Origin of the sequence: Rhodococcus sp. WY5 (assembly GCF_018588185.1) — a bacterium.
Lineage (GTDB): Bacteria > Actinomycetota > Actinomycetes > Mycobacteriales > Mycobacteriaceae > Rhodococcus_F > Rhodococcus_F qingshengii.
Map to the genome: position 1 here is coordinate 3,555,699 of NZ_JAAMPR010000001.1, position 12,278 is coordinate 3,567,976.

10 protein-coding genes are annotated in these 12,278 nt (G+C 62.9%); 8 read left to right on the forward strand and 2 right to left on the reverse strand.

Annotated elements, in window-relative coordinates; translation table 11 throughout:
• The first annotated feature begins 78 nt into the window (after nucleotides 1–78).
• Genes G4D79_RS16600 through holA form a run of 3 tightly spaced genes read left to right on the forward strand, consistent with a single transcriptional unit; the run spans nucleotide 79 to nucleotide 4,291 of the window.
• Entirely contained in the window at nucleotides 79–960 is an 882-nt protein-coding gene (locus G4D79_RS16600; protein ID WP_116056537.1) for a ComEA family DNA-binding protein, read from the forward strand.
• Entirely contained in the window at nucleotides 957–3,317 is a 2,361-nt protein-coding gene (locus G4D79_RS16605) for a ComEC/Rec2 family competence protein (protein ID WP_214514249.1), read from the forward strand. The genes G4D79_RS16600 and G4D79_RS16605 overlap by 4 nt, the downstream gene beginning before the upstream one ends.
• Nucleotides 3,314–4,291 carry a DNA polymerase III subunit delta gene (gene holA / locus G4D79_RS16610; RefSeq protein ID WP_003944476.1) on the forward strand — a complete coding sequence of 326 codons (978 nt, stop codon included), beginning with the start codon at nucleotides 3,314–3,316 and terminating at the stop codon, nucleotides 4,289–4,291. Before G4D79_RS16605 ends, holA begins: the two co-directional genes overlap by 4 nt.
• Nucleotides 4,292–4,963: 672 nt before the next feature.
• On the opposite strand, the gene rpsT is transcribed toward holA, so the two are convergent.
• A complete protein-coding gene (gene rpsT, locus G4D79_RS16615) occupies nucleotides 4,964–5,224 on the reverse strand; it encodes a 30S ribosomal protein S20 (protein ID WP_003944567.1) in 261 nt (86 codons plus the stop codon).
• A 197-nt stretch (nucleotides 5,225–5,421) separates the two neighbouring features.
• On the opposite strand from rpsT, the gene G4D79_RS16620 reads away from it, so the two are divergent.
• Genes G4D79_RS16620 through G4D79_RS16635 form a run of 4 tightly spaced genes read left to right on the forward strand, consistent with a single transcriptional unit; the run spans nucleotide 5,422 to nucleotide 9,747 of the window.
• On the forward strand, nucleotides 5,422–7,047 hold the full coding sequence (locus G4D79_RS16620; RefSeq protein ID WP_003944471.1) for a circularly permuted type 2 ATP-grasp protein: 1,626 nt from the start codon (nucleotides 5,422–5,424) through the stop codon (nucleotides 7,045–7,047).
• 56 nt (nucleotides 7,048–7,103) lie between these two features.
• The gene (locus G4D79_RS16625) at nucleotides 7,104–8,075 is read left to right on the forward strand and encodes an alpha-E domain-containing protein (RefSeq protein WP_003944483.1); all 972 of its coding nucleotides are present in this window, start codon (nucleotides 7,104–7,106) and stop codon (nucleotides 8,073–8,075) included.
• A gap of 8 nt (nucleotides 8,076–8,083) precedes the next feature.
• The gene (locus G4D79_RS16630; protein WP_007731033.1) at nucleotides 8,084–8,914 is read left to right on the forward strand and encodes a transglutaminase family protein; all 831 of its coding nucleotides are present in this window, start codon (nucleotides 8,084–8,086) and stop codon (nucleotides 8,912–8,914) included.
• 59 nt (nucleotides 8,915–8,973) lie between these two features.
• Nucleotides 8,974–9,747, forward strand: coding sequence for an aquaporin (locus G4D79_RS16635; RefSeq protein ID WP_003944482.1), 774 nt, complete (start codon nucleotides 8,974–8,976; stop codon nucleotides 9,745–9,747).
• Between the two features lie 30 nt (nucleotides 9,748–9,777).
• On the opposite strand, the gene G4D79_RS16640 is transcribed toward G4D79_RS16635, so the two are convergent.
• Nucleotides 9,778–10,311: a type II toxin-antitoxin system PemK/MazF family toxin gene (locus G4D79_RS16640; RefSeq protein WP_007731034.1), complete on the reverse strand. Its 534-nt coding sequence runs from the start codon at nucleotides 10,309–10,311 to the stop codon at nucleotides 9,778–9,780.
• 72 nt (nucleotides 10,312–10,383) lie between these two features.
• On the opposite strand from G4D79_RS16640, the gene lepA reads away from it, so the two are divergent.
• A complete protein-coding gene (gene lepA, locus G4D79_RS16645) occupies nucleotides 10,384–12,276 on the forward strand; it encodes a translation elongation factor 4 (protein ID WP_003944564.1) in 1,893 nt (630 codons plus the stop codon).
• The last annotated feature ends 2 nt before the right edge of the window (nucleotides 12,277–12,278 follow it).

Consider the following 12,278-nt stretch of genomic DNA (forward strand, 5'->3'; position numbering starts at 1 on the left):
TTTCTCCACAATCCGCGAGTTCTCCACAGATACAAATTGTTCGTCGTTGGCGGCGAGGTCTCTCGTTAGCGTCCAGTCATGAGGATCAGCGAGGAGCGCGAGCGGGCGCGTGATCGCCTCGCGGCGATGGACGGCAACTACCGGCGGCGACACGAGGACGTCGACGAATTCGAGGATTCAGGGTCTTTCGAGAGGTCCCCCGAGTGGCTTCGGGACTTCGACGAGGACGACTACGACGCTCAGCCCGACTCGTCACGGTTCGACCGATTGCCCGAACACTGGCGCGGTACACGTTGGCGCCCGAGTCGGTCGGCGACCTGGGTGTTGGCGATCGTTGCAGTTCTGGCCACGGGAATCGGCTTGTTCGCCGTGTGGTGGGATTCTCCGAGCATGCAGGCGGTCCCACCGTTGCCCTCGCCCCAGAATGTCACGGCGAAGAATGTGACTGCCGGCGATGGTGAATCAGCCAGTCCTGTACCGACCGGCGTCGTGGCAGAGCAGCCGCCCGAGGCTGTGGTGGTCAGTGTCGTCGGGCTCGTGCGCACGCCTGGGCTTGTCAATCTTCATTCGGGCTCGCGCATCGCCGACGCTCTTGCTGCGGCAGGTGGCGTGCTCGACGGTGCGGAGACGGTGGGCCTGAATCTGGCTCAGAAACTTGTCGACGGCGATCAGATCGTGGTTGGTGCGGCCGATCAGTCCGGTGGTGTTTCTTCGAGTACCACTGCAGGAGGGACCAGCCCCGCAGCTACGGGGGAATCCGGCGGGGCTGGGCTGGTGAACCTCAATATCGCCACCGAGGCCGAACTGGACGAGCTTCCCGGGGTAGGGCCGGTAACGGCTGCGGCGATCATCTCCTGGCGCACATCCAACGGAAAATTCACGGACATAGAACAATTGGGGGAAGTCGACGGGATCGGCCCGGCAAGGTTGGCCAAATTGCGAGTGCTGGTGTCGGTGTGAACGAACCGGAAGCCTCGCCGGTCCTCGACGCTCGACTGCTTCTGTCGGCGGTCGCGGTGTGGGGGAGCAGTGCGGTGGGGATCCTGTTCGGCCCGGTCGCCGCGTGGGTACTGGCGGTGGCGTGTGCGGTTCCAGCGGCACTCCTCATTTACGTGGTTGTGCGCCGGACATCAGCGGGGTGGGTACGAATCATGTTGGTTGCATTGCTGTTCGGTGCCGGGTGTAGTGCCGTCGGCGGGTGGCGGGCGTCCGAGGCGGAGAGGCACCCACTGACCCGAGCTTCTCTCGAGGGAGCTTGGGTGAGTGTCGAAGTGGAACCCTCGGAGGATCCGCACGTGGTCTCCGGCGCGGTGGGTCAAGGGCAGGTCTTCTTCAGGGCAACCGTCAATTCGGTGACTGCCCAGAACCGCAGGTACTCCGGAGGCGGCTTGGTCACCATCCGGGCGCCCAGTTCGTCGTGGCTCGAAGTTGTTCCAGGGCAGAGCCTCACGGTTCGTGGCCGGGCGAGTCAGCCATGGCGTAGCGATTCCACGCTCGCCGTGATCACGTCCGAAGGGCCTCCCGTCGCGGTGGGAGAAGTGCCCTGGTATCAGCGATGGGCGAGTGTGGTGCGCATTCGTTTCGCGGCTGCGTGCTCGGCTGCACTCCCGCCGGATCAGGCGGGTCTGCTGCCTGGCCTCGTCGTCGGAGACACGTCGGCGCTGTCGCCGGTGGTGAAGGACAACTTCACCGTTGCCGGACTTTCCCATCTCACCGCGGTGTCCGGCGCCAACATCAGCATTCTGCTCGGGGCCGTTCTGCTGTTGGTCAGAGCCGCGGCGCTCAGTCCACGGGTCGGCGCCGCTTTGGCGGTGGTAGCCCTCGTTGCCTTTGTTGTCGTCGCGAGGCCGTCGCCGAGTGTTCTACGCGCGTCGGTGATGGGCTTGGTAGGCCTGCTCAGTCTGGTCACTGGTCGGCGCAAACAGGCGCTGCCTGCGCTTGCCGCCGCCGTCATCGTTCTGGTAGTCGTGAGGCCCGAGCTGGCCGTCGACTGGGGATTTGCGCTGTCGACTACTGCGACGGGCGCGCTGGTGATCATTGCTCCGGTGTGGGTGGACGTGCTTCGCCGAAGAGGCTGGCCCCGTTGGTTTTCGGAGATGACAGCTGTCTCGGGTGCTGCGTTTGTCGTGACTGCACCGTTGGTGGGCGCGATGGCGGGAACCTTCAGCGTGGTCACGATTGCCGCGAACATGGCGGTGGCGCCGGTGATCGGAATCATCACGGTGTTCGGCGCGGTGATTGCCTTGTGTGCGCTGATCTGTCCACCGATCGCGGTGTTCGTCGCGCCATTGGTGCGGCCGCCGATGGGGTGGCTGCTGTGCGTGTCCGAGCGGGCGGCGGCGCTTCCCGGAGCGTCGGTGGTAGTGCCGTCAGGACTCATCGGTGCCCTCGTCGTCGTGGGAGTCCTACTGGCGACGGCCCTGACGCTGTGGAATCGGATTTCGAGACGGGTGCTCGGCGTTCTCGTTCTGGGAGTTGTTCTGGCCCTGATCTTTCAGCACGTGTTCGGGGGTGGCCGTATTGCTCCGGGGTGGGCACTGGTGATGTGCGACGTCGGTCAGGGGGACGGTCTTGTGCTCTCGACTGGAGACGGCAGGGTGATCGTGATCGATGTCGGTCCTGATCCCACGTCGATGGATCGTTGCCTGAACATGTTGGACGTCAACGACATCGCGTTGCTGATGATCAGTCATTTTCATGCCGATCACATCGGTGGATTGGAAGCAGTCCTGAGTGGGCGTTCGGTCGCTGCGGTCGGAGTCGGGTCGATGTTGTTGCCGGAGTCAGGTTTTCGAGCGGTGAAGGATGCCGCCGACTCGCAGGCCGTTCCGGTTGTCTCGTTGCTCGCAGGTATGGAGTTGACGCTGGGATCGGTGAACGTGGAGGTTCTCGGACCGTTGCTTCCGGCTCCCCGCGATACGGGGGACGGCGCGGACGCCGCGAACGATCAGTCGCTGGTGGTGATGGCGCACACGGGCGCGGGTCGAATTCTGTTGACGGGCGACGCCGAAGTTGCGGGGGAGGAGGCCATCCTCCGATCGGGTACGGATGTGAAGGCCGATGTGTTGAAGCTGCCCCATCACGGTTCTCGGACCACGTCGTCGGCATTTCTGGAAGCGGTGCGTCCGAGGTTGACGATGATCAGCGTCGGCGTCGGCAACAGTTTCGGGCACCCGAATGCGGAGGTTCTCGATGAACTGGATTCATTGGGCGGGGCGGTGGTTCGGACCGACGTCGACGGCACCGTCGCTGTGTACGGCGGGGGCGGCGGGTCTGTGTCGATCGTGTCGGTTCCTCGTGGGACCATCGTCGGGTGAGTAATCCGTCTGGAGTCGATCCGCTGCATCTTGTTCTCGGGGACGACGAGTTCCTGATCGACCGCACGGTATCGCAGCTCATCAGAGCTGTCCGCGGTGACCGCGGCCAGGGTATTTCGGATCTCCCGGTGACCAAGATGCGTGCGGGCGACACCAATGCTCCCGAGTTGGCCGAGTTGCTCAGCCCTTCTCTTTTTGCCGAAGACCGTGTGATCGTCTTGGAATCGGCTGCAGAAGCAGGCAAAGATGCCGTAGCGCTTGTCCTGGAGGCTGCACGCGAGCCGGCAGAAGGTGTGGTTCTGATCGTCGTGCACTCGGGCGGCGGTCGCGCGAAAGCGTTGGCGCCGGCCCTCGAGAAGCTCGGCGCGACGGTTCACAACTGCGGAAAACTGAACAAGAGTCAGCTTGTCGACTTCGTCCGGGGTGAGTTTCGGACCGCAGACGTCAGGGTTGCGCCAGATGCGATCGCCGCGATGATCGAAAGCGTCGGCTCCAACCTCCGCGAACTCGCGTCGGCCTGCTCGCAATTGGCGGCAGATACGGGCGGCAAGATCGACGTCGATGCGGTCCACAAGTATTACTCGGGCAAGGCCGAGGTTTCCGGATTCGACGTGGCCGACAAAGTCATCGTCGGCGATACCCGGGGTGCGCTCGAGGCGCTCCGATGGGCAGATCAGATCGGAACAGCCCATGTTCTGCTCGCGGATGCCCTCGCCGACGCAGTCCACACCATCGCGAAGGTCGGCCCGTTTGCACGGGGCGGTGACCCGTTCCGGTTGGCGTCGGATCTCGGAATGCCGCCGTGGAAGGTCAAGAAGGCGATCAAGGAGGTCGGCGGGTGGGATCCCACGTCGATCGGCGCTGCGATGCAGATCGTCGCCGCCCTCAATGCCGACGTGAAGGGTGCCGCAGTCGACTCGTCCTTCGCCCTGGAGATGGCAGTGCGGAAAGTGTGCGCGTTGCGGAAGAACTGAGTACAACGTGGCCTACTGCGCGTCCGGCCAGAAGTAGTCCGACGACAGTGGCGGCCGTGGCCTCACCCGCCCGGTAGTCGAGGCGTTTCACGCAGGCTTGCTCCAACTGAGTATGCGGAATGGCCTGAGGCCGTGTCGTTGGTTCACCTGTTCTGATGTCGGTCACCCGTAGTGAGTCGTGCGACACCGGATTCACCACACTGCCGCAGACAATGGTTTCTTGTCCGATGCTGTCCACCGGCACCTTCACGGTGGTGAGTAGCGCTCGTCCAACGGCGAGAAACGCCAGAATCGCAACGAGTGAACACATCACGCCGAAGAAGATCCGGAATTCGCTACGTTGCCTGCGCTTACACCATCCGTAGCTTGCGGCACCTCCGACGACTGCAACCGTCAATGATTCCCACCAACGAGGGATTCCCAGGGCGGCCACTACGCCGAAAGCGACGACCGCCCAGAAGACAGTCGTGAACAACCAGCTTCGAGGGCGCTTCCCGTGCCCGTTGATCGCCATCATCAGATGGTTGCAGCCCGCTCCACATATTCGCTGAAAGACATGGATGGCGGGTCTTCGCACTGACCCGATTGAATACGCAAAATAGCCGCCTGGTCTTTCGACCTGGCGGCTATCGAGACGAACCAGTATGACGGCGAACCGTCACAGTGGAAACGTCAGAGCTTGTTGGCAGCCTGCGAGAGTGCAGACTTCTTGTTGGCAGCCTGGTTGGCGTGAATGACGCCCTTGCTGGCTGCCTTGTCGAGCTTGCGGCTGGTGGAGACGAGGAGCTCGTTGGCCTTGTCCTTGTCACCGGCTGCCGCAGCCTCGCGGAATGAACGGATCGCGGTACGCAGCGAGGACTTCACCGACTGGTTACGGAGTCGGGCCGCCTCGTTGGTACGGATTCGCTTCACCTGGGACTTGATGTTGGCCACGCGTAAAATCCTTGTCGTCTTTAGCTGGTTACGGTCGAGAAAGCTGTGGGCGCACTGATGCACCGACTGGCAAGATTACCAGCCGAGGGCCCAAGAACCCAAACCGTCGCACGTTGCGTCTGTCGAGAAGGGTACACCGAGCGCCCGATTGCTCGCCGCGCTGCCGAATAGCCCCACTTGTAGCAGCATGTTGCCCTATGACGCCGCCGCCTTCGAAAAGTTCGAGTAAAACAGGTTCGACCACCACCCGAGCGCGTCCTGCCGCAGTGTTCGACGGATATTCAGACATCGGTCGCTACGAGTTGGCTTTCGACGAGATGTTCGAGCCCGACGGCTCGGTGCGTGGTCCGTACAAGGGTGTGTACAAAGCCCTGGCGCCGACGAGCAGCGCCGACCTCGCCGCGCGTGCCGACGCACTCGGACGCGCATTCATCGACCAAGGTGTGACGTTCTCGCTGTCCGGGCAGGAACGACCCTTCCCGTTGGATCTGGTGCCACGCGTCATCGCCGCCCAGGAGTGGTCGCGGCTGGAAAAGGGCATCAAACAGCGGGTGAAGGCGCTCGAGTTGTTTCTCGCGGACATTTACGGCGAGCAGCGAATCCTGCGCGATCACGTGTTGCCGCGCCGCCTGGTCACCTCGTGTGAGCACTTCCACCGTGAAGCGGCAGGCATCGTGCCGCCCAACGGTGTGCGAATTCACGTCGCGGGTATCGACCTGGTCCGAGACGAGGCGGGAGAGTTCCGAGTTCTCGAGGACAATCTGCGATCTCCGTCCGGTGTCTCCTACGTGATGGAAAACCGTCGCACCATGACTCGGGTGTTCCCGGATCTGTTCATGTCCCACAAGGTGCGGGCGGTCGGTGATTACGCAACACACCTGCTGAGGGCGCTGCGTGCGGGTGCTGCACTCAACGAAGCGGACCCGACAGTGGTTGTTCTCACACCGGGTATCGCCAATTCCGCCTATTTCGAGCATTCGTTGCTCGCTCGTCAGATGGGTGTGGAACTCGTCGAAGGTCGCGACCTGTTCTGCCGCGACAACATGGTGTATATGCGCACGACGGAAGGCGAGCGCCAGGTCGACGTAATCTATCGCCGCATCGACGACGAGTATCTCGACCCGATGCACTTCCGTCCGGATTCGATTCTCGGCGTCGCAGGCCTACTGAATGCGGCGCGGGCGGGCAACGTGGTGATCTCGAGCGCCGTCGGCAACGGAGTCGGTGACGACAAACTCGTCTATACCTACGTTCCGCAGATCATCGACTACTACCTCGGTGAGAAGCCGCTCTTGCAGAACGTCGACACGTTCCGCTGTTGGTTGGACGAGGAGTGCGAGCAAGTCCTCGACCGCGTCGCCGAACTGGTGATCAAGCCGGTGGAAGGGTCCGGCGGCTACGGAATCGTCTTCGGACCCGACGCGAGCCCCAAGGAACTGGCCGCGATCACCCGCAAGATCAAGGCAGACCCGCGCGGGTGGATTGCGCAGCCACTCGTGCAGTTGTCCACGGTGCCGACCAAGATCGACGATGTTCTCTCGCCGCGCCACGTGGACTTGCGGCCCTTTGCCGTCAACGACGGTGAGGACGTGTGGGTGTTGCCCGGCGGCCTGACCCGGGTGGCACTTCCGGAAGGTTCGCTGGTGGTCAACTCCAGCCAGGGCGGCGGAAGCAAGGACACGTGGGTGCTTGCGAGTCGCACCTCTGACGAAGACCCAGAGTTGTCAGGCGAGGAACTGGTGTCCGAGCCCCCGGAATCCGCGGAGCCGGTGCAGGGTCCCGAACTGAGTACCTCGCAGCAACAACAGCAGCAGCAACAGTGAACACCTCGGAAGTGCCCAGCTACCAAGAACTATCAGTGAACGGAGCGTGGTGACCGATGCTTGCTCGCAACGCAGAGTCCCTCTACTGGATCGGCCGCTACGTCGAGCGCGCCGACGACACTGCTCGGATCCTCGACGTCGCCGTCCATCAATTGCTCGACGACGCCACCGTCGACCCGGACCGCACGTCGCGTCTGCTCCTGCGTGTCCTCGGCATCGAGGCGCCGGAGGGCAAGCTCGACGTGCGCTCGCTCACCGATCTGGTTGCGTTCAGCCGCAACCAGGTTGGTTCGATCGTGGACTCGCTGGCAAGTGCTCGTGAGAATGCTCGCGGGGCGCGTGAGGTCACGTCGAGTGAGATGTGGGAGTGCCTGAACACCACGTACAACGGACTGGCCGAGCGTGAACGTGCCTCACGCAGGCTGGGGCCACACGAGTTCTTCCGCTATGTGGAGGAACGCGCAGCGATGTTCGCGGGCCTGGCGGATTCCACGCTCAGTCGCGACGACGGCTATCGGTTCCTTCTGCTGGGCAGGTCGATCGAACGTGTCGACATGATCGTGCGGATGCTTCTGGCGCGCGCCGGTGACCGCCCGTCGTCGCCGGCATGGGTCAGCGTTCTTCGCTCGGCGGGCGCACATGACACGTATCTGCGTACGTATCGCGGAGCACTCGACGCCAATCGCGTCGTCGAGTTCATCTTGTTGGACAGGCTCTTTCCGCGCTCGGTGTTCCACTCGATCAGGCAGGCCGAGAAGTGCCTGCAGGAGCTCGACCCGCAGCCGGGCAGTCGCGTCGGAATCCGGGCGGAGGCGCCGCGGCTTCTGGGCCGCGCACGCAGCGAACTCGAGTTCCTGCCGCAGGGCGTGTTGCTCGAGGATCTGCAGGGACGGTTGCTCGGTTGGCAGGAGACCTGCCGCGAACTGGGTGAGGCAATTGCATTGCAGTACTTCCACGCTGCGCCGTGGGTCGCGTGGACGGATGCCGGCGCCGCGTATGCGGAGTCGACGGTGGAGGGAGAGCTGTGAGCTGGCGGATGAGGGTCGTGCACACCACGGGATATGCGTACGACGCCCCGGTGACGTCGTCGTACAACGAAGCGCGATTGACACCTCGCGGCGACACCAGGCAGACGGTGATACTCACGCGCGTCGAAACCCAGCCGGCAACGCGTTCCTACCGATACACCGATTACTGGGGCACCGCGGTGACCGCCTTCGACTTGCACGCCCCGCATACGGAACTCGAAGTGACCGGACTGTCGGTGGTGGAGACCGAACCGTTCGTTCAGCCCGAGGAAACCGTCGACTGGGATGAATTGTCGGGAAACGCGATTAAAGATCGATTCAACGAACAACTGAGTTTCACGAGATATGTTCCGCGTGATCGTAAGCTGGCGACAATTGCCAAGGAATTGCGCAAAGATAAATCACCTGAAGATGCAGTAGTGGCTGCGTCGCAATGGGTTTACGGCGAAATGTCATATGTGCCGGGTACGACCGGAGTGCATACGTCGGCGGTCGAGGCGTGGTCGGCACGGAAAGGCGTCTGCCAGGACTATGCGCATCTGACCTTGGTATTGCTTCGAACGATGGGGATACCGTGTCGATACGTTTCCGGCTATCTCCACCCCAAACGTGATGCGGCAGTCGGGGACACGGTGGTCGGCGAATCGCACGCGTGGATCGAGGCGTGGACCGGCGCGTGGTGGGGATACGACCCGACCAATGCGATAGCTGTGAATGAACAGCATGTCTCGGTCGGAATAGGAAGGGACTATTCGGATGTGCCGCCATTGAAGGGAATCTTTTCCGGTGGACGCTCCACAGATCTCGAAGTTGTTGTGGAGATCACCAGGCTTGCGTAAAGTCCGGCAAATCTAGGCGCGTGAGCATTACTACCGTTCGATGAGAAGAAGGTGGGAATATGTCTCCAACTGCACAGGAATTGACTGAGATCGAACCGATCTCGGATGTGAAGAAGTATGCGGCCGAAGCGGTGGGAACATTCGTGCTCGTGTTCTCCGCAGTCGGAACTGCCGTCTTTGCAGGTGCGAAAGTCGGCAACCTCGGAGTTGCCTTCGCATTCGGCCTGACCCTGCTGTTCCTCGTATATGCGATCGGCCCGATTTCCGGTTGCCACGTCAACCCAGCCGTGACTCTCGGCCAATTCGTGATCGGGCGAATCTCAGCCGTCAATGCGGCGATTTACGTTGTCGCGCAAGTGATCGGCGGCTTGGTCGCAGGCGTCGTGATCTACACGGTGGCCAACAGTCTCCCGGCGTACAACCGTGCTGCTGACGGTTTGGGTGCAAACGGTTGGGGCGCACACAGTCCGTCTGCCGAGAAGAATCTTCTCGGAAACGTGGTTTCCGACGGCTACGGCATCGGTGCCGCCATGATCATCGAGATCCTGCTGACAGCACTGCTGGTATTCGTCGTTCTCGCGTCGACCGACCAGATCTCCGACGTGCCTCTCGCCGGGGTGTCCATCGGCTTCACCCTGGCCGTCATTCACCTGATCTCGATCCCGATCGACAACACCTCCGTCAACCCCGCTCGAAGCCTCGCTGTCGCGCCGTTCCAGGACGGTGCACTCGGCCAGGTGTGGTTGTTCATCGTGTTCCCGCTCATCGGCGGTGCGCTCGGTGCACTCATCTATCGAGCACTCTTCGGACGGTTCAACCGTATGGACAGCTGATCGACACTGTTTCCATCGTCCGGGTCGGCTTCAGCTCCAGCTGAAGTCGGCCCGAAGTTTTGCCGCGACCGCGTCGAACTTCTTGTGATCCATGACGGCGCCCTCGCGCCGGATCCCGCTCTCGGGAACGTCGAGCACCCGGTCGAGCCGGACCCAGCTGGGCCTTCCCTCGCCGTCCCATGGACCCGAACCGATTGCGAGCCAATCGCGCTCACCCTCGCGTTTACTCTGCGAAGACAACATCAGGCCGAGCAGCGTGTCGCCGTCGCGGCCGACAACCAGCACCGGGCGGTCTTTGCCCTGGGTCGGATCCTCCTCGTAGGCAACCCAGGTCCAGACGATTTCGCCCGGATCGGCCTTGCCGTCGAGGTCGGGGGAGTACTCGACCTTGCGGGCGCGATGTGCGGTCGGAGACGTTCGCGCGGCGATCGGGCGGCCGGTCGGACCCGGCTTCGAGGCAGACGACTGAGACGTGGACGACTGCAGCTGGCGCAGCAACGCAGGGCCCTTCTCCACCGCGAGGGCGCCGAGGGTTCTGCCGATCTGCTTCCACATGCTTGCCATAGCGTTCGAGCATAATCACCCACCCGTGGGAACCCCTGGTACGGCGGCGCCGAGACTTGGATATCCTGAGGGTTGACAGTGGCCCGGATCCGGGCCGGTGCCGGTCCGACTAAGGGGTCTCCCATCAGCAGCTTCGCCGACAAGACGTTCACGGATCCTGCGCAGATCCGGAACTTCTGCATCATCGCGCACATCGACCACGGTAAGTCGACGCTGGCAGATCGCATGCTTCAGCTCACCGGTGTGGTCGAAGAGCGGGCGATGCGTGCGCAGTACCTGGACCGCATGGACATCGAGCGTGAACGCGGCATCACCATCAAGGCTCAGAACGTTCGTCTGCCCTGGACCGTCGACGGCGAAGAGTTCGTCCTCCACCTCATCGACACTCCCGGCCACGTCGACTTCACGTACGAGGTCTCCCGTGCGCTCGAAGCATGCGAGGGCGCAATTCTGCTGGTCGACGCTGCTCAGGGCATCGAAGCTCAGACGCTGGCGAACCTCTACCTGGCGATGGAGAAGGATCTCAAGATCATTCCCGTCCTCAACAAGATCGACCTCCCGGCCGCGGATCCCGACCGCTATGCCGAAGAGATCGCGCACATCACGGGCTGCGAGCCCGGTGATGTCCTGCGCGTCTCGGGTAAGACCGGCATGGGCGTCAAGGAACTGCTCGACGAGGTCATCAAGCAGGTACCTGCGCCTGTCGGCGATGCTGACGGTCCCGCCCGCGCGATGATCTTCGACTCCGTCTACGACGCCTACCGCGGCGTGGTCACCTACGTGCGTGTGGTCGACGGTCGGATCCGTCCCCGCGAGAAGATCACGATGATGTCCACGGGCACCACACACGAACTGCTCGAGGTCGGCATCATCTCGCCCGAGCCGAAGGCCAGTATCGGTCTGGGCGTCGGCGAGGTGGGCTACCTTATCACCGGAGTGAAGGACGTCCGCCAGTCGCGCGTCGGTGACACCGTCACCACCACCCGCAATGGCGCGACCGAACCGCTGGTCGGCTACCGCGATCCCAAGCCGATGGTCTACTCGGGCCTCTACCCGATGGACGGCTCGGACTACCCCGTGCTGCGCGATGCCCTCGACAAGCTCCGTCTCAACGACGCGGCCCTGGCGTATGAACCCGAGACGTCGGTTGCCCTCGGATTCGGCTTCCGCTGCGGCTTCCTCGGCCTGCTCCACATGGAGATCACCCGCGACCGCCTCGAGCGTGAGTTCGGCCTCGAACTGATTTCCACCGCGCCCAACGTCGTCTACCGCGTCGTGATGGAGGACGGGGCCGAGGTCATCGTCACCAACCCGTCGTACTGGCCGGAAGGCAAGGTTCGCGAGGTCTACGAGCCCGTCGCCAAATGCACCGTCATCGCCCCGAGTGAGTACGTCGGCGCCATCATGGAGCTGTGCCAGTCCCGTCGCGGTGAGCTCGGCGGCATGGACTACCTCTCCGAGACTCGCGTCGAACTGCGCTACGAACTGCCCATGGGCGAGATCATGTTCGACTTCTTCGACGCCCTCAAGTCCCGCACCAAGGGTTATGCCAGCCTCGATTACGAGGAGGCCGGTGAGCAGCAGGCCGATCTGGTGAAGGTCGACATCCTGCTGCAGGGCGAGGCCGTCGACGCGTTCTCCTCGATCGTGCACCGTTCCAACGCCGGCGCTTACGGCGGACGCATGACGTCGAAGCTTCGTGAGCTGATTCCTCGCCAGCAGTTCGAGGTTCCGATCCAGGCCGCGATCGGCGCGAAGATCATCTCGCGCGAGAACATTCGCGCAATCCGCAAGGACGTTCTCGCCAAGTGCTACGGCGGCGACATCAGCCGTAAGCGCAAGCTGCTCGAGAAGCAGAAGGAAGGCAAGAAGCGCATGAAGACCATCGGTCGCGTCGAGGTGCCGCAGGAAGCATTCGTGGCGGCCCTGACGTCGGAATCGGTCGGCGAGAAGCCCAAGAAGTAGGA